This window comes from Streptomyces sp. NPDC013457, from assembly GCF_043089925.1.
In the GTDB taxonomy this organism is placed as follows: Bacteria; Actinomycetota; Actinomycetes; order Streptomycetales; family Streptomycetaceae; genus Streptomyces.
The window spans coordinates 160,408-178,134 of sequence record NZ_JBICBL010000009.1 but is presented as its reverse complement, the minus strand read 5'-3'; the positions used below and the strand labels follow the sequence as shown (position 1 = coordinate 178,134).

The 17,727-nt window shown below is 71.5% G+C and carries 10 protein-coding genes; 4 read left to right on the top strand and 6 right to left on the bottom strand.

Annotated elements, in window-relative coordinates; translation table 11 throughout:
- The first annotated feature begins 39 nt into the window (after positions 1-39).
- Positions 40-2,304: a heavy metal translocating P-type ATPase gene (locus ACF1G2_RS24885; protein ID WP_391800368.1), complete on the top strand. Its 2,265-nt coding sequence runs from the start codon at positions 40-42 to the stop codon at positions 2,302-2,304.
- A 109-nt stretch (positions 2,305-2,413) separates the two neighbouring features.
- On the opposite strand, the gene ACF1G2_RS24880 is transcribed toward ACF1G2_RS24885, so the two are convergent.
- The 3 genes from ACF1G2_RS24880 to ACF1G2_RS24870 all read right to left on the bottom strand — a co-directional run bounded on the left by ACF1G2_RS24880 (position 2,414) and on the right by ACF1G2_RS24870 (position 13,493).
- Positions 2,414-3,118: a hypothetical protein gene (locus ACF1G2_RS24880; protein ID WP_391800367.1), complete on the bottom strand. Its 705-nt coding sequence runs from the start codon at positions 3,116-3,118 to the stop codon at positions 2,414-2,416.
- Positions 3,119-3,153: 35 nt separating this feature from the next.
- Positions 3,154-9,651 (bottom strand): RHS repeat domain-containing protein, encoded by a 6,498-nt coding sequence (locus tag ACF1G2_RS24875; RefSeq protein ID WP_391800366.1) that lies wholly within the window; start codon positions 9,649-9,651, stop codon positions 3,154-3,156.
- 155 nt (positions 9,652-9,806) lie between these two features.
- On the bottom strand, positions 9,807-13,493 hold the full coding sequence (locus tag ACF1G2_RS24870) for a LamG-like jellyroll fold domain-containing protein (protein WP_391800530.1): 3,687 nt from the start codon (positions 13,491-13,493) through the stop codon (positions 9,807-9,809).
- Positions 13,494-13,809: 316 nt separating this feature from the next.
- Between ACF1G2_RS24870 and ACF1G2_RS24865 the strand changes: the two genes are divergently transcribed.
- Positions 13,810-14,118 carry a hypothetical protein gene (locus ACF1G2_RS24865; RefSeq protein ID WP_391800365.1) on the top strand — a complete coding sequence of 103 codons (309 nt, stop codon included), beginning with the start codon at positions 13,810-13,812 and terminating at the stop codon, positions 14,116-14,118.
- 37 nt (positions 14,119-14,155) lie between these two features.
- Here ACF1G2_RS24865 and ACF1G2_RS24860 read toward each other — a convergent pair whose 3' ends face one another.
- The 3 genes from ACF1G2_RS24860 to ACF1G2_RS24850 form a co-directional block, all read right to left on the bottom strand.
- Positions 14,156-14,782, bottom strand: a complete 627-nt coding sequence (locus ACF1G2_RS24860; protein ID WP_391800364.1) for a LysE family transporter — start codon at positions 14,780-14,782, stop codon at positions 14,156-14,158.
- Positions 14,779-15,078: a DUF2087 domain-containing protein gene (locus ACF1G2_RS24855; protein WP_391800363.1), complete on the bottom strand. Its 300-nt coding sequence runs from the start codon at positions 15,076-15,078 to the stop codon at positions 14,779-14,781. Before ACF1G2_RS24855 ends, ACF1G2_RS24860 begins: the two co-directional genes overlap by 4 nt.
- 67 nt (positions 15,079-15,145) lie before the next feature.
- The gene (locus ACF1G2_RS24850; protein ID WP_391800362.1) at positions 15,146-15,415 is read right to left on the bottom strand and encodes a hypothetical protein; all 270 of its coding nucleotides are present in this window, start codon (positions 15,413-15,415) and stop codon (positions 15,146-15,148) included.
- Between the two features lie 205 nt (positions 15,416-15,620).
- Between ACF1G2_RS24850 and ACF1G2_RS24845 the strand changes: the two genes are divergently transcribed.
- Together ACF1G2_RS24845 and ACF1G2_RS24840 are read left to right on the top strand one after the other, a co-directional pair.
- A complete protein-coding gene (locus ACF1G2_RS24845; protein WP_391800361.1) occupies positions 15,621-16,280 on the top strand; it encodes a hypothetical protein in 660 nt (219 codons plus the stop codon).
- A 144-nt stretch (positions 16,281-16,424) separates the two neighbouring features.
- Positions 16,425-17,708, top strand: coding sequence for a Cmx/CmrA family chloramphenicol efflux MFS transporter (locus ACF1G2_RS24840; RefSeq protein WP_391800529.1), 1,284 nt, complete (start codon positions 16,425-16,427; stop codon positions 17,706-17,708).
- Positions 17,709-17,727 lie beyond the last annotated feature (19 nt).

Here is a 17,727-nt window from a genome sequence, read left to right as displayed (position 1 = left end):
CCGGAGATTTCGACGGTGCGGCAGAAAGAGGAGCAGGCAGTGACTACGAGCATTCCGGGCGCCGCCCAGGTCGAGCTCGCCATCGGCGGCATGACCTGCGCCTCGTGCGCGGCCCGTATCGAGAAGAAGCTCAACCGCATGGACGGGGTCGAGGCCACCGTCAACTACGCCACCGAGAAGGCGAAGGTCACCTTCGACGCGGACGTCTCCGTCCAGGACCTGATCGCCACCGTGGAGGCCACCGGCTACACCGCCGAGGAACCCGCTGCCCCGCGCGCCGAGTCCGGCGGCGAGGACGGGCCCGGCGACGAGGAGAAGGCCGACGAGGAGCTGCGGCCCCTCAGGCAGCGGCTGATCACCGCCGTCGCCCTCGCCGTCCCCGTCATCGCGATGGCGATGGTCCCGGCGCTCCAGATCGAGTACTGGCAGTGGCTCAGCCTCACCCTCGCCGCCCCGGTCGTCGTCTACGCCGCCTGGCCGTTCCACAAGGCCGCCTGGACCAACGCCCGGCACGGCGCCGCCACCATGGACACCCTGATCTCGGTCGGCACGATCGCCGCGTTCCTCTGGTCCCTTTGGGCGCTCTTCTTCGGGACCGCCGGTACGCCGGGGATGACCCACCCCTTCGAGTTCACCATCGCCCGCACCGACGGCGCCGGGAACATCTACCTGGAGGCCGCCGCCGGCGTCACCGCCTTCATCCTGGCCGGGCGGTACTTCGAGGCCCGTTCCAAGCGCAAGGCGGGCGCCGCACTCAAGGCGCTGATGCAGCTGGGCGCCAAGGAGGTCACCGTCCTGAAGGACGGCCGTGAGGTCACCGTGCCGACCGCCGAACTCCAGGTCGGGACGCGCTTCCTGGTCCGCCCCGGTGAGAAGATCGCCACCGACGGCTCCGTCGTCGAGGGCTCCTCCGCCGTGGACGCCTCGATGCTCACCGGCGAGTCCGTGCCGGTCGAGGTCTCCGTAGGCGACTCCGTCACCGGCGCCACCCTGAACGCGGGCGGCCGGCTCGTCGTCGAGGCCACCCGTGTCGGCGCCGACACCCAGCTCGCCCGCATGGCCAAGCTGGTCGAGGACGCGCAGAACGGCAAGGCGGCCGCCCAGCGGCTCGCCGACCGGATCTCTGCCGTCTTCGTCCCGATCGTGATCGCGCTCGCGCTCGGCACGCTCGGCTTCTGGCTCGGTACGGGATCCGGCCTCACGGCCGCGTTCACCGCCGCCGTCGCCGTACTGATCATCGCCTGCCCCTGCGCCCTCGGTCTCGCGACCCCGACCGCCCTCATGGTCGGCACCGGCCGCGGCGCCCAGCTCGGCATCCTGATCAAGGGCCCCGAGGTCCTGGAGACGACCCGCAAGGTCGACACGATCGTCCTGGACAAGACCGGCACCGTCACCACCGGCCGGATGACCCTCCTCGCGGTCCACACCGCCGACGGCGTCGACGAGACCGACGTCCTGCGCCTCGCGGGCGCCCTGGAGCACTCCTCCGAGCACCCCGTCGCCCAGGCCGTCGCCACCGGCGCCGTCGCCCGGGTCGGCACGCTCCCCACCCCCGAGGACTTCGCCAACGTCCCCGGCCTTGGCGTCCAGGGCGTCGTCGACGACCACGCCGTCCTCGTCGGCCGCGAGAAGCTGATCGAGGACTGGGCGATGGAGCTGCCCGAGGGGCTCAAGTCCGCGAAGGACGACGCCGAGAAGGCCGGCCGGACCGCCATCGCGGTGGCCTGGGACGGGGCGGCCCGCGCGGTCCTGGAGGTCGCCGACGCCGTCAAGGAGACCAGCCCCGAGGCGATCCGGCGGCTGCGTGCGCTCGGTCTGACGCCGATCCTTCTGACCGGTGACAACAGCGCCGTCGCCGAGGCCGTCGCCGCCGAGGTCGGCATCGACGAGGTCATCGCCGAGGTCATGCCCCAGGACAAGGTCGACGTCGTCAGGCGCCTCCAGGCGGAGGGCCGTTCGGTCGCCATGGTCGGCGACGGCGTGAACGACGCCGCCGCGCTCGCCCAGGCCGACCTGGGCCTGGCGATGGGCACCGGCACGGACGCCGCCATCGAGGCCGGCGACCTCACCCTCGTACGGGGAGACCTGCGGGCCGCCGCCGACGCGATCCGGCTCTCGCGCCGCACCCTCGGCACGATCCGCACGAACCTCTTCTGGGCCTTCGCCTACAACGTGGCCGCCCTGCCGCTCGCCGCGGCCGGACTGCTCAACCCGATGATCGCCGGCGCCGCGATGGCCTTCTCCTCGGTCTTCGTGGTCGGCAACAGCCTGCGTCTGCGCGGCTTCCGGGCCGCCGACATGTGACCTGCCACAAGGAAGGGCCTGTGCCTGACATGCAGAGGCGCCGTGGCCGGGGACGGCTGAGCCTCCCCCGACCACGGCGCCTTTTTTCTCGCGCTGCGGTGCGCCGTGATCAGCGCGTCGCGACCACCGCCACGGCGAGCGCCGCGAAGCCCGCGGCCCACAGGGCCGTACGGCCCAGGACTCCCGTGCCGGTGATGCGGCCGTCCGCCGCCGGGCGCCACAGCGCCGCCGGCTCCGACCACAGGTAGGCGGGGAATCCCGCTCCGAACACCAGGCACGCGGTCAGCCAGTATCCGGCGCTCGGGGCCCGCAGCCGTGCCCGCACCACGATGTCGGCCAGCACGGCCACCCCCGCCGCGAGGACGGCCCAGGCGAGCCATGCGGTGGAGATGAACCGCCAGTACAGCACCGGGACCAGGGAGGCGAGCCCGCCCAGCCTCTCCAGCGGATCCTTCCGGTCGAACACGACCGGCGTGGTGCCGAGCTCGTCCCGCACCAGCTCCTCGAACTCGGCCTCACCGCCCTCGCCCCCCGGAAGGGTCGCGAAGCGGTGGGTGAGCTCCCTGTCGCCGGCGTACCCGGTGGTCCACCGCACGCCGACCGCGTCGGGTGCGGTGTAGAAGACATGGACCACCGAGGTTCGGCCGGCGCGCACGTCGTCGAGCAGCTCCCGCATCGAAGCCTGGCGCGGGACCAGGTTCGACAGCAGGTCGACGGCCGCGGCGAGCAGAAGCAGCAGCGCGAGCACGCGGAACGCCCGGTGCACCGAGCCTCGGGCCCGTACGGGCAGACGGTCCAGCACAGGCACTGCCACTTCCGTCCCCTCTCTCATCTTCGATCAGCGGCCGGTCACGGACCGACCGTGATCGTCCAGTAGTAGGTCTGGTGCAGGGTGCCCATCTGCTTGCCCTGCCCGATGTCCGGGATGACGTGCGTCAGGGACTCCGTACCGGTCTCGTTGTAGGCGGCGAACGCGACCGTGAAGGACCGTTCGCGCTTGTTGACGTTGATGACCTGGTGGATCTGATCGTAGGAGCCCATGAAGGCCTCCGGAACCCCGGAGCCCTTGGCGCCGTCGGTCAGCATGCCGGTGATGTCGTTGAAGAAGTTGGTCTTGGGGTCCTTGTAGGAGGATCTTCCGCCCATCGAGGCGGGGTCGATGTCGTAGTCGGCGGCCTCGATCTGGCTCTTGAGCTGGTTGACGATGTTGAGGCTGTGCTTGTTGGCGGCGAGCTGCTGGGTCATGAAGCTGCCGACACCGAAGGCCCGGTTGCCTCCGTCTCCGTTCATCCACTCGTTGAGCAGGTCGTTCCAGGTGTCGGTGGAGCCGATGCCGGCGATGTCGGCACAGCCCGCCGCGACCCCGGAGGAGACCATGGCGCCTTCGACGCACGGGGTGGTCTCGTGGGTGAGGACCTGGACGTACTTCTTCAGGTCGACGCCCAGCGCGTGGTAGAGGCCACCCTTCCACTTCTTGGCGATGTTGTTCAGCGCGCGCTGGCAGGCGGCGTCGCAGCCACCACCGCCACCGCCACCGCCGCCACCGCCGCCACCGCCACCGCCACCGCCACCGCCGCCACCGCCGCCACCCTGGTACTCAGGGCACTGCGGGTTGGTCAGACTGGGGCAGGGAGCGCCGCCGCCGCTGGAGACCGGGATGCCGCCCTTGCAGGTGATCCCGTACTTGCTGGGGTTGTCGCACTCGGGCACCCGCTCGCCCGTCGGGTCGGCCTGGGTGACCGGGTTGTTGTTGGCGTAGGCGTACCCGTTGAGCGACTGGGCCTGGTCCAGGGTCAGCTTGGGGTCGGCGCTGATGAACTGCCCGGTGGACGGGTCGTACTGGCGGGCACCCACATGCGTCAGACCGGTGGTCGCGTCGGTGGTCTTCCCGAGGAAGCCCTTGTCGTCCGGCCAGGCGGCGCCGGTGACGGTGCCGCGGTTCTCGCCGAAGACACCGGTGTAGCGCTTGGTGAACGTCTGCGTGCTGTCCGAGCCGACGGCCAGGCTCTGCGTGCCGTGGTGGTCACCGGCCAGGTAGGACACCTTCTGGGCACCCGACTGGTTGGTGCGGACGGCGACGTTCATGCTGCCGGAGGCGTACGAGCGCTGGGCCCAGGTGGTGCCGTTGGCCCGCAGGTGCACCTCGGTGGCGCCGGCGTACAGGATCCGCTCGCCGCCGGTGGTGGCACGGACGAGCAGGGTGCCGTCGGCGTCGTAGAGGTAGTCCGTGGCCTTGGTGCCCTCGGTCAGCTTGGTGAGCTGGCCGGACTCCGACCACTTGAGGTCCTGAGGGCCGGTGGCGCCGGGACGCTTGGTGGTGTTGCCGGTGTTGTCGTAGACGTAGGAGCGGTCGGGCGTGGTGCAGTTGCCGCTTGCGCTGGTGCCGTTCAGGGTGTGCTTGCGGGCGGTCCAGCAGTACGTCGTCTTCGTGTCGCCGGTGCTCTTGTGCGAGGTGACGGAGGTGCGCTGGCCCGCGGTGTTGTACGTGTACGAGTCCCAGTACGGCGCCGGGCCGGACAGGGACGTCGCGCTGCGCGGGTCGGAGCACTTCTGCGAGGACGGGGTCCAGGCCTCGGTGAGCCGCCGGTGGCCGTCGTAGCCGAAGCACTGGGTCTCGGCCTTCCCGGCGCCGCCGAGCAGCGTCGGGTCGGTGATCGAGGTGACGTTGCCGGACAGGTCGAAGGTGTAGTTGAGGTCCTGCAGCATCCACGGGTGGGTCTGGTCGGTGACGTGCGAACGCGTCAGTCGGCCGGTGCCCTCCTCGTAGGTGTTCGTGACGTAGGTCTTCTTCACGGCCTCGGTGTTCGCCGTGCCCAGAGTCAGCTGCTGGGCCCGGCCGAGGGCCGAGTAGTCGACGCCCAGGAGGTAGCCGGTGGAGCCGCCGATCGAAGTGACGAGACCGAGGTCGTCGTACCCGTAGGCGACGGTCTCCGAGGCCAGTCCGCCGAGCGCGGGCTCGGTGGTGTTCTGCAGCGAGCCGTCGATGTTGTAGTAGCTGCTGTACGAGAGGGTCGTGGGCACCCCGGCGGTCACCAGCGGATCGGTCGCGGGCAGCGTCAGGGTCGAGGCGGTGGGCCGGGACATGGTGTCGTAGGCGGTCACCGACCGCGTGTACGCCTGGCCTGTCCTGCCGCCGACGTAGCGGACGGCACTGGCCCGCTGGCCCTTGAGGACGGTGTCGTAGGTGTATCCGGTGAGCTGGTTGGCGTCGGTGACCGAGCCCGTCCAGGTGCCGGTGACGCGGCCGAGCTCGTCGTAGCCGGTGACCACCGTGCCACGGGGGTCGGTGACCTTGACCGGCCGGTCGAGCGCGTCGTAGTACGTGGTCGAGGAGCCCTTGTCGGGGTCGCCGACCACGCGCTCACGCCCGAACACGTCGTGCGTGTAGGTCCACTGGGCGCCGTCCGGGCCGGTCACCGCGGACTGCTTGCCGTCCAGGGTGTAGCCGAAGCGGGTGGACGCGTAGGTGACGCCGAGGGCGCCGCCGTACTGGGTGTCGGTCGGCAGCGGCCCCGCGTATTCGCGGGTCTCCACGGCGCGGCCGCGGGCGTCGGTGATCGTCCGGGTCGCGGTGCCGCCCTCGACGGCGGTGGTGGCGGTCGAGTCACCGGTGTACGTGGTGGACGTCGACCACTTCTTCACGCCGTACACGAGCAGGGTGCTGGTCGTGGCCCGGCCGGCACCGTCGAAGGCGGTCTCGGTCTGCTTGGGCGCCTCGCCGTACTCGGCCCGCGTGTAGGTGCCGTTCGGAGTGGAGGTGGTGTCGAAGATCTCCTCGTACGACTCGTAGGCGAGGCCGCGCGAGTCGTAGCGGGTGTCGCTCAGGAGCCGGCCGCCGTCCGGGGTCGGCGCCTGGATCTGCAGCGGGCGCAGCAGCGCGTCGTAGATCGAGTACGAGGTGTTGTAGGTGGTTCCGTCCTTCTTCAGCTTCGCCGTGGAGACCCACGACTGCCTGGTGTCGGACATGCTGTACGTGTACTTCTGGCTGGGCGCGTAGCCGCCGCCCCGGTTGCGGTCGGGGAGCCAGACGTCGGTGAGCCGGCCGAGGGCGTCGTACGCGGTCTCGGTCTTCTTCAGGTTCGCGTCGTAGCTGCGCTCCGGCTGGCCGCGCCGCGCGTCGAGGAAGGTCGTCGTCTTGAACCCCTTGGGGTCCGTGGTGATCGTCTTCGTCAGCGGGCCCTGGTCGGCCGGGGTGTAGGCGGTCGTGGTCGCCTTGTCGTGGGCGTCCGCGAGGCTGACCGGGCGGCCGAGGGTGTCGTAGCCGGTGGTGGAGAGCTTCTGCCAGACGGGCTGGTTGTCCGTCCCGTAGCTCTTGGCCCGTCCGGTCCAGGTCGCCAGGCCCTTGGTGGGCTTCATCGTGGCCGACCAGGCGGCACCGTCGTAGGCGGTGGCGGTGTCGGAGAGCACGTCACCGCGGCGCGTGTCGTCGGCGGGCAGGTCGAGGTCGGCGTCCGCGACCGTGCAGGCCCGGCCGACGGTCCGGGTACGGGAGGCGAGCGAGACGAGCCCGATGGCGGTGTCCCGGGCGTACCAGGTGTACTCGCAGGTCTCGTCGCCGCTCTTGGCGTCGTCGCCCCGGTCCTCGACCTGGTACGGCATGCCGAACGCGTCGTGCTCGGTGACGGTGGTGTGGGCGCGCCAGGTGTTCGACGCGGTGAGCAGGGTGTAGCTGGTGGACTCGCCGACGCGCACGAAGCGGGCGACGTGGTCGGCGGCGTCGGGGACGTCCTGGCGGGCGGTCTCCTTCAGCCACGGCTTGTGGACCTCGGCGCCGATGGCGGTGGCGCCGTCGTAGGTGACCTTCTGCCGCAGCTTGCCCTGGAAGGCGTCGGTGTCGGCGACGGAGGCCACGCCGAGCGCGGGCGCGGAGAGCGGGGCGAGGCTGACGGACTTGGTGGTGCCGTCCTTCTTCTTGTCGCCGTCCATGCCCTGGAAGAACAGCGAGACGCTCTTGGAGCGGGTGGTGTTCAGGGCGCCGCCGTACGCGGTGACCTGACGGTAGCCGCGCCAGTCGGACCAGGTCCGCTCGTCCTTCGGGGTGAAGGGCTCGTCGCTGTGGTGCCAGGCGGCACCGCTGTACTCGTAGGAGTTCTCGACGGTGTCGTTCTGGCCGGCCGGGTCGGAGACGGTGACGGCCAGCACCCGGTACTTGTGGAACCAGTCGATCGAGGCCTCCTCGGCCCCGTTGATGTTCCAGAACTGCGGGTAGCAGCTACGGGTGTTGGTGTCGGGGGCGGCTCCGAGCACCTCGCCGCGCACGCACTCGGGAGCGGACAGGGACACGGTGGTGATGGCACCGGTCTCGGAGGTGACGGTGGAGATCCGGGGCCGGGACAGCGGCAGGATGTCGTCCGTGCCGTCCACCCGGTTGGGCCGCATGTGGTAGGTGAAGGAGACCGGCTTCAGCTCGATCGCGGTGCCCGCCTTGGCAGTGCGCACGATCGACTGGAGCGAGAGCACATGGTCGGAGCTGTCGCCGATGTCGCCGCCGTCCAGGTACTTCTGGTTCAGGGCCCAGGAGTCGACCGGGTCGTAGGCGCTCGTGGCGGCGTTCCACGAGAAGGTGTCGACGCTCGTGGTGCGCTTGCGGGAGAAGAACGACGGGCCGCCGGACTTGCAGTCGGTGTCGTCCTTGGAGCAGATCGCGTCGAAGGGGACGTCCGGCCAGTTGTCGGAGGTGGCGTCGGTCAGCGAGCCGCAGTCGGCGACCGTGCACCGCTCGGCGTGGCCGAAGGTCACCTTGGCGTCGGCGGTGTCGGTGAACAGGGCACCCTTGCGCAGGCCGTACTTGACCTCGGTGAGGTAGCCACCCCGGACGTACGAGGTGCTGGCCTTGGTGGCCTTGTTCTTCTCGTAGTAGTTCGACTCGGCGGTGTACCAGTACGTGGAGGCGTTCCCGGAGGGGTCCTCGACGAGGTCCACGTTCCAGCGCCAGGCCTGGGTCAGCGCCCGGTCCGCGAACGCGGTGCCCTTGTCGTAACCCGGCTCGCCCGAGTCGTCACCGAAGACGGGGACGGTCCAGGTGCTGTTGGTGCGCTCGGTCGAGGCGCCGTCGAGCTTGTTCCTGCCGAAGGTGTAGGTGGTGCCCTCGGTGACGACGGTCCAGTACTCGCCGTTGTCGTCGCCGTTGTCGGCGCCGGTGTGACGGGTCACGGTGGAGGCGTCGTCGCCCTCCAGGTGCCATGCACCGCTGGTCTTGTCCTTGACCAGCCGGTCGGACCTGCCGTTGAGGACGAGCCGGGCGTTGTCGTACTTCCAGCAGCGGTCGTAGACGTCCTCGTGGCCGTCGTCGTCACAACTGCCGTAGCCACGCTCGATGTAGGACTCGCCGAGCGAGAAGCCCTCACCGACCGCGCTGCCCTGGTTGTTCGAGGTCGCGGTGCGGCCGTCGACCGAACCGGAGTCGTAGGAGAGCGCGAGGGAGGGTGCCGGGCCGGCCGCGGCCGGCGGCAGGGTGAAGCCGTAGTTCCAGGTGAACGAGCCCGAGCCGGAGCCGGCCTCCCAGGAGGACGACGCGGCGAGCGGGGTCGCCGCGAAGTCGCCCGAGCCGTTCGCGGCCTCGCCACCGCCGACACCGTCCGCGGTGAGCGCGAACACGGTCGCACCGGAGGCCGCCGCCGACGCGGTCAGCAGCTGGGTGGACGGTCCGCCGGCGGTCTCGGCGAGCGCGAGATCGGCCGACACGGTCTGGGCGGACCGGTCGTTGTGCGACGTCACCGGGGTCTGCGTCCGGCACTCGGCCTTCGCCGGCGTGGTCAGCGCACATGCGGGCAGGGTCACCAGGCGCAGCCGCCCGGACCAGCCGCCGCCGACCGCGGAGGCGAAGGAGCCGTAGTCGACGGTGACCTTCGCCGTGCCGGCGGTGTCGGCCTCGGCGGTCAGCAGGACTCCGGTGACCCCCGCCCTGCGGGTCGCCTGCCGGTCGAGGACGGTCACGCGCGCGTCGGCGCCGGCCGCCCAGCCGGCCTTGCCCGGCTTCGGGGTCAGCGTCACCGGCAGCCCGCCGGGCTCTGCGCTCCCCGCCCTGCCCGCCGTGAGCGGCAGCTCAGCCGAACCGCGCGCGGGCCAGGCGGCCCGCTGTTCCCGGGTGGCCTCGGCGGCCTGGCCGTCGTTGGCCTTCCGCTCCCTGGCGACCAGGTCGCGGGCCTTCTTCGCCCCGCCACCCGTGATCTCCCTGACCTTGCTGACCCGCTGCTCGGGTACGTCGGGACGGCCGAGGCCGCCGGGGCCCGCCGCCTGGGCGACCGGTGTCCAGCCGACCGGTACGGCCAGCGCCAGTGCCAGCGCGGCCGCGAGGGTCCGGGCGCGACGACCGCCGCCACCGTCCCCTCTGTCGAATCTGCCCATGCCTGTCAACATCTGTGGATCCACCCCGAAAGTACGTAAGAGAGAACATCGGAAAACGAGTTGTGGAATGGCCACGTGCCCGTGTGTCCGGCGCGCGTGGGTACGACAGGGGCGGGAGGCTTCCTCGCCGGAAGCCCCCCGCCCTCACCCGTCGGTCAGTCGCCGACGGTGGTCTCGATCTGGTCGGCGCCGGCCATCGCCCCGGCCCAGAGCCGCACTTCGGCGATGCGCGCGGGCAGGTGGTGGCCCCACCCGCCGGAGGTGAAGCCCTTGCCGAGAGCGAAGTCACCGGAGCCGACCTGCGCGGTGAACGCCGTGGCCTCGCCATTGCGGTTGTGGCCCAGGTAGAGGCTGATGGCGCCGTCCTGGGCGTCGAAGACGCCGGTCAGCCGGACCAGGCTGTCCATGGCCGCGACCTCGTCGGAGACGACCGAGGAGAAGGTGCCGTCGGCGTTGAGCCGCCCGAAGTGCCACTTGCCGACCGGTGTGGTCCGCTCCTCCATGGTCTCCGGGTCGAGGGCGGTCTCCTTGCCGGTCAGCTGGAACCAGAAGCCCCACGCCGAGCCGCTCGCCGACCGCTGGCCGAAGACCTGGCCGGTGTGGCCGACGGGCTTGGTCAGCAGCTGCGCGCTGTCCAGCCGTACGGTCGTCGTGGCCGTGAACGACCCCGTGTCGTCCAGGACGGGGCCGGCGGCGGTGGCCGCGTCGTCGACGCCGTCGAGGACGATCTCGCCGCCCGCGACGGCGGCACCGCCGGAAAGAGTCAGCGCGGGGCCGTAGCCGACGGCCGAGTTGGGCACGGTGGAGCCGGTGGCGTCGGCAGCGTTCCAGTCGGCGACGAGCTCGGCGCCCGCGTACGTCTGCGAGGTCGGCAGCTTCGCCTCTTCGGCGATCTCCCGTGCCGTCAGGACCCGCTGCCAGACGGCGACCTCGTCGATGCTGCCCTTGAACGGCAGACCGTACTGGCCGTTGTACCTGTAGCGGCCGAACTGCATCGGGCCGGTCGCCGACCACGAGCTGACCACGTTGGTGTTGACGGCTTCCAGCTTGCCGTTCACGAACAGCTGGAGCGTCTTGGCCGCCGGGTCGTACGTGCCGGCGAGGTGGGTCCACACACCGGTCCGCGCGGGAGTGACCGCCTTGCGGCCCCAGTACGCGTCGGCCGTCGCCTCGTCCTTCTCCTTCACCCCGAAGTACCAGGTGTCGTACGGCTTCTCGTAGGTGACCACGAACGGGCTGTAGTTGGCGCCGTCCTGGGAGAGGACGACGCCGGTGGTGTCCTTGCTGTCCAGCCGGACCCAGGTGGAGAACGAGTAGCCGGAGCGGGTCTCCAGGACCGGGGCGGAGGTGGCGGCGTGACCGCCGCCGTTCAGGAGCAGACCGCGGTCGGTGACCGGGCCGCCCGGCAGCGGGGCCCCGGCGGCGTCGGTGGTCAGCTCACCGCGCCGGCCCCGGTCGTCCCGGACGGCCGTACCGGCGAGGGCGGCGTCCTGGCGGGTGGCGTCGGCACCGGTGTCGACGGCGGCACCGGAGGCCTCGCCGAAGCTCCACCGGCCGACGGGACCGTCACCGGAGGCGACGAGGTAGTCGACGACCTGCTGGGCACCGGCGCGGCCGAGTGAATCGACGGCCCGCACGTACAACCGGTGCGTGCCGGAGCCGTTCGGTGTGACCGTGGCCTTGAAGGTGCAGGCGACGCCGGGGGAACAGGTGTTGATCCAGGCGGCCTGCTCGGTGGAGCGGTACTGGACATTGGTGATGTTGGTGTCGCCGACGGCCGGCGCGAAGGTGACCGTGGACGACACGCCCGGGCCACCGGCGGCGGCACACGCGTTCGGAAGGCACTCGGAGTACGGCGCCCCCATCGTGACCTTGGGTGCCTTCGGCGCCGTCGTGTCGACGGTGAAGTGACAGGCCGCCGTATAACCGGTGTTGAGGCGGTTCGTGCCGTCCTCGTAGTACGAGAGCGTCAACGCGAGGAGCCGGTGCTTCACGCCCTCGGCCAGGGCGGGAAGGCTCTTCGTCTGGTTGACGTTGTCACCCGTGTACCCGGTGGTCGGGCTGTCGACGTCGGTGTGGGCGGTCACCCAGGAGGTGCCGTTCCACTTCTGCGTACGCCAGCGGATCCGCAGGCTGGCACCGGACTCGCCGCCCGCCGCGGTCTGCGGCCTGCCGTTCACGGCCGGAGTCGGGTCGCTGATGACGGCGGGGTCGTTCTCGTTCGGCGCGCAGACCGTGCCGTTGCCACTGACCACACCCACGCCGGTGGGCAGTGCGGGCAGCGCCACGAACTTCACCGACAGGACGGCGTCGTTCCTGAACCGCTTCCACGCGGAGGTGTCCGACTCGTTGTTCGCGCGGATCTCCAGCGTGAGGCGGGAGAACTTGCCCGCCGCGAACGACTTCACCGTCGGGGTGAGGTTCTCGTTCGTCTCTGCCGGGTTGTCGTTGAACTCGATGGGAGCGTCCGGCGAGTCCGGGTCGCAGAGCGAGCCACGGCCTGCCGAGACGTCCCGGTCGACCATCCAGTCCAGTTCCTTGGGCCGTGTGGTCCAGGTGGTGGAGGAGGAGATGTTGTCGGTGCGAACCAGGTCGACGGTGCGCGGGTCGCACTGGAACGCCCACGGCTCGGTCACCCGGAACGTGGCGTCCAGGATGTTCTTGCCCTTGAGGCTGGCCGGGGAGAACTCGAAGTACAGCCGCTGCACATAGCCGGGACCGCAGTAGTACCCGTTCCAGGAGCCGCACTTGCCCGCGCCCATGCCGCGGTCGTCGTCGCCGTTGCCCCAGCCGTACGACTCGTAGCCGTCGCTGCGCAGCAGCGTCCGCTCCGACTCGCCCCACGTCACCGTGGGATCGATGAAGAGCGGGAAAGCGGCGTCGGGGGTGTTCGCCAGCATCGCAGCGTCAGGCATGACGGAGAGCGAGCCCTTGCCGAGCTTCACGCCCATCCCCCTGACCTTGTCGCCCTGGCCGGGGGCGCGCCCGGTGCCGGAGGGGGCGGACTCCGAGGCGTCCGCGGAGGTGCCGGGTGCGGGGGACGCCGACGGGGCGGCCACCAGGGTCCCGGCCGGGCCCTTCGCGAGCGCCGGCTTCGCCGCGGGCACGGTCGCGCCCAGCCGCCCGGCCGCGCCCCTGCCCGCCGAGTCCCACATCTGGGCCGGAGGCGCCTTGAACACCGTACGGCCGTCGCCGTCCACCGCCGCCAGCGCGCCGGACGCGCTCGTGCGGACGGAGAGACCACGCGTCCTCAGGCCGAACGTCAGGGTTCTGATCCTCGGATCCGCCGCCGCCTCGGGCGTCTTGACGACGAGCACGTGCTGGAAGCTCTCCACCGTCGCCGTGACCTTCAGGTCCACGTCCGGCAGCACGTCCGGGTACACCGCGCTCGCGCCGTCGAGCCGGGGGGCGGGCAGCCTGCCGGGCCATTCGAGGGCCAGCGAACGCCCGGACTCCGCGATCGAGACCAGCGCGTCCTTGTTCCCGCCGCGCGAGAACGACATCTCGGCCGCGGCGGCCTTCGGGCCGATCGACCCGTCGGAGCGCCGCACCAGCGTCGCGTCCGGCGCACGCCAGCCACCGCCCGGGACAGCCACGCGTACGGGGACGGCGGACTCCTCCAGGGTGAACGTGGAGCCGTCCGGATTGGCGAACACGGTGGTCCGCTCCGAGCGTTCGCTCGTCACCTCCACCCGGTGTCCGGAGGCTCTGGCCGCCTTCAGCGCCCGTTCGGCCTCCGGTGTCGCTGTCGTCGTGGTCGCCCCGGCGGGTTCGGCCCGCTCCGCCGCCAGCGCGGAACCGGCCGGAACCACTCCGAAGAGGACGGAGGCCGCCGTCGCCAGCGCCACAGCGGCCCCACCTGTCCGTGAACTCCCCCGTCTGTACCACGATCTACCGGGATGTCTGCCAGCCCCCACGTCCCCTACCCCCACTGTTCACGTCTCAGAGATCGCAATGAATCGCCGGATTGAACCGTGGGTGCTCACGCAGCGTCAAGGATTGGCCGAAGATCGTGGGACAAACCACTCAGCACGTGATCGCACCGGGCGGCCCCGGGGTTCCCGGACGACCGGATTCCCGTTTCCGATGCCGTGATCGTCCGGTCGGAGGCCCGTGAGCCGACGTGTGTGCCGGACGCCTCGCACCTACGATCGGACCATGGCTGCCGCACTCTCTCTCTGGTCCCGGGACTCCGTGCTCTCCATCGGCTCGACGGGGTCCGTGCTCTCCATCGGCTCCGTCGGTTCGGTGCTCTCCGTCGGCTCCGTCGGATCGGCCGCGTCCATCGCCTCCGTCGGGTCCTGGCTGAGCGCGGGATCGCTGCTCTCCGCCCAGTCGTGCTGGTCGGTCATGTCCTGGCGTTCCAGGGGCGGTGTCATGGCGGCCGGCGCGCTCACCGTCGCCGGCGCGCTGCTCGTCTCCCGGTCCTCGGGGCTCGGGCGCCGCGGGCGTCACGCACGGCGGTAGCGGCCGTCGCCCGCTCCCGTCCCTTCCAGGGGTCCGCTCAGCTCACGAGGTGGATCGCCAGTCCCGCGATGAGCGTGCTCGACACGAGCGCCGTCCCGAGCCGTCCCCTCGGGCCCGTCAGTCCCCGGCCGAGGAGCGCGCCCCCGGAGGCGAGGAGGAGCTGCCAGCTGGCGGAGGCGACCAGGGCCGCCAGGACGAAGACCGTACGGTCCAGAGGAGTCGCCGGACCCGAAGGGCCCGTCGCCAGGATCAGGGCCACGAAGTAGATCACGGTCATGGGGTTCAGGATCGTGATGCCCAGGAACGTGAGGAAGGCGCGCGCCGGGGTGAGCGGTCCTTCGCGGTCGTCCCGGTTCGCGAGGTCCCGTGCGCGGTAGGCCCGTACGGCCGTCCACGCGGAGTGGGCGGCGAGGCAGACGAGGACCACCGCCGAGATTCGGCGCAGCGGGGTCATGACCGGTGTCAGGAGCGGCACGAGCGCCGAGCCGCCGAGGACCGCGACCAGGGCGTACACCCCGTCCGCCGCCGCGACGCCGAGCGCCGCGCCCGCTCCCGTACGCCAGCTCGTGCGCGCCGTGACCGCCACCAGATAGGCGCCGACGGCGCCGACCGGGATCGCGATGCCGTAGCCGGCGAGCAGGCCGGCCACCACCGCGGCGGTCACGCGACGGACAGGATCGGGCCTCCGGTGGAGCCGGGCTGCTGCTGTCGGCGGTAGCTGGCGCCGTCCTTCGTACGGGAGAGCAGGCCACCGGTCACGAGATAGCGGCGCAGCGCCGGGAAGTCCTCGTGCACGGTCAGGAGGGCCTCGTTGACCTCGCGCTCGGAGTAGGAGCGGGCCGGCTCGAAGAGCGTCTCGGCCAGGTGGGCGAGGAGCTGCGCGCGGCGCGGGGCCCTGCGCGGGATCGCCTTCAGTCGTCCTTCGGCGGAGAACAGGTCCGCCACGGGGTGGGAAGTCATGCGCCGAAGCGTGCCGCGCGGCGTCCCGCCCCGGCAACGCAATTTCGCGAGCGCGCCCGGCCCCGTCCTACGGCGTGATCCTGGTCGCCGGACCGTAGATCGTCGGCCGGATCTCCTGGGTGCCGAACTCCGCGAAGATGTCCGCCCCCTGCCGCATGAACGCCTCGAAGTCCTCCGCCGACTCCCACAGGTCCACCACGAACCATCCGCCCTCGGCGGGGGCTCCGGCGTGGGAGACGAACCCCTTGGGGGGCCAGAACGACGAGGCTTGAAGCTTCGCGTTGACCGACTCGTACTGCTGCTTCGTGACACCCGGCAAGGAGACGGTGACGATCACGGCCATGAGGGTGCTCGCTCTCTGAGGTGTGCGGATGCGCCGCTTCCCAGTCGAGCAGCGCGTCCCGCGCCCCGCACCACGACAGGTCCGTCCGGACGAACGGCCCGCCGGTGCACTGCCGGCCCGCCGACCCGAAGGAGATGAGGACCCGTCAGGCACACCCGGACACGAGCGGGCCCGGCCCTCGGGGCGGCAGAATGCAGCCATGACGGAACCCGTGGACCCCGCCCTGCTCCAGCGCTGGAACGCCACCCTGCGCGCCGCCCGCGCCGGCCGCGAGGGCCCGGACCCGACCCCGTACGGCCGGAACCTGCTGGCCCGCTGGGCGGAGCCGCAGCGCAGGTACCACACGGTCGACCATCTGCGAGCCGTCCTCGACCGCATCGACGAACTCGCCGACCAAGGCGGCGAGGGCGGGGAGCTTGAGCTGGTCCGGCTGGCCGCCTGGTTCCACGACGCGGTCTACCGGCCGGAGCGCTCGGAGAACGAGGAACGCTCGGCACTCCTGGCCGAGAAGGCCCTCACGGAGGCGGGCCTCACCCCTCACGAGATCGCCGAGGTGGCCCGCCTGGTGCGCCTGACGACCACCCACGACCCGGCGCCCGGCGACCTCAACGGCGAGGCCCTCTGCGACGCGGACCTGGCGATCCTGGCGACGGACGAGGGTACGTACGGGGGGTACACGCGCGCGGTCCGGGAGGAGTACGCGTTCGTCCCGGACGAGGACTTCCGGCAGGGCCGCGCGGCGATCCTCCGCCAGCTCCTCTCCCTCCCCCGCCTCTTCCGCACCCCGTACGGCGCGGCGGCCTGGGAGGAACGGGCCCGCAGGAACCTGACCCGGGAACTGAAGGAACTGGGGGCCTGAGGACCGCTCCGTCCGCATCGCGAGACTCCCGTCACGGCGGGAATGACAGGCCCAAACCGCAGGTTGACGCATGTCATGCCGTCAACCTCCGCCGAGCGCGCCGAAGCCGCCACCGCCCCCGCGGCGCCGTCCACGCCCACCCGCATGCCGCTGGCCGTCTACATCCTCGGCCTCTCCGTCTTCGCGCTCGGCACGAGCGAGTTCATGCTCTCCGGCCTCCTCCAATCCGTCGCCGACGACATGAACGTCTCCATACCCCGCGCCGGCCTGCTGATCTCGGCCTTCGCGATCGGCATGGTGGTCGGCGCCCCGCTGCTCGCCGTCGCGACCCTCCGGCTCCCTCGCAAGACGACCCTGATCGCCCTGATCACCGTCTTCGGCCTCGGCCAGGTCGCCGGTGCGCTGGCCCCGAACTACGCGGTCCTCTTCGCCTCGCGTGTCGTCAGCGCGCTCGCCTGCGCGGGCTTCTGGGCGGTCGGCGCGGCAGTCGCCATCGCGATGGTCCCCGTCGGCTCGCGCGCCCGCGCCATGGCGGTCATGATCGGCGGCCTCTCGATCGCCAACGTCCTCGGCGTGCCCGCGGGCGCCTTCCTGGGCGAGCACCTCGGCTGGCGCGCCGCGTTCTGGGCGGTCGGCGTGGCCTCGGCCGTCGCCCTCGTCGGCGTGGTCACCCGCATCCCGCACATCCCGCTGCCGGAGACCCGCCCCCGCCTCAAGAGGGAGCTGTCGATCTACCGCGACCGGCAGGTCCTGCTCTCGATCGTGATCACCGCACTCGCCGCGGGCGGCGTCTTCTGCGCCTTCTCGTACCTCGCCCCGGTCGTCACGGACGTCGCCGGGATCGACACCCGCTGGGTCTCCGCGATCCTGGCCCTCTTCGGCATCGGCGCGCTGATCGGTACGACGATCGGCGGCCGGGTCGCCGACGCCCACCTCTTCGGGATCCTGCTCAGCGGCATCACGGCATCGACGGTCTTCCTGGTCGCCCTGGCCGTCTTCGCCTCCAGCCCGGTCGCCGTGATCACCCTCTCCTTCCTCCTGGGTGTCTCGGCCTTCTACACCGCGCCCGCCCTCAACGCCCGCATGTTCAACGTCGCCGGCGCCGCCCCGACGCTGGCGGGCGCCACGACGACGGCCGCCTTCAACCTCGGCAACACGGCCGGCCCCTGGCTCGGCGGCACCACGATCGACGCCGGCCTCGGCTTCCCCTCGACGGCCTGGGCGGGAGCGGCCATGACGGTGGTGGCCCTGGCGACGGCCGCCCTGGCCCTGCGCCTCAGCCGCCGCACCTCGAACAGCCACGTCGTGGCCTCGTCGGCGTCACCCACACGCACGACCGACCAGCCGACCGACCAGCAGCCCTCTCCCCAGGCCGACCGGCAGACCGCCACCCAGGCCGACCTCGTCGCCTGCCGCACCGCCGACTGACCCGCCGACCGCGGGCCGC

What these genes read in the sequence shown, in the direction of transcription:
- ACF1G2_RS24875 (WP_391800366.1), bottom strand. Translation starts at nt 9,651, where the DNA reads ATGGGCAGATTCGACAGAGGGGACGGTGGCGGCGGTCGTCGCGCCCGG.
- ACF1G2_RS24865 (WP_391800365.1), top strand. Translation starts at nt 13,810, where the DNA reads ATGGCTGCCGCACTCTCTCTCTGGTCCCGGGACTCCGTGCTCTCCATC.
- ACF1G2_RS24855 (WP_391800363.1), bottom strand. Translation starts at nt 15,078, where the DNA reads ATGACTTCCCACCCCGTGGCGGACCTGTTCTCCGCCGAAGGACGACTG.
- ACF1G2_RS24840 (WP_391800529.1), top strand. Translation starts at nt 16,425, where the DNA reads ATGCCGCTGGCCGTCTACATCCTCGGCCTCTCCGTCTTCGCGCTCGGC.
- ACF1G2_RS24845 (WP_391800361.1), top strand. Translation starts at nt 15,621, where the DNA reads ATGACGGAACCCGTGGACCCCGCCCTGCTCCAGCGCTGGAACGCCACC.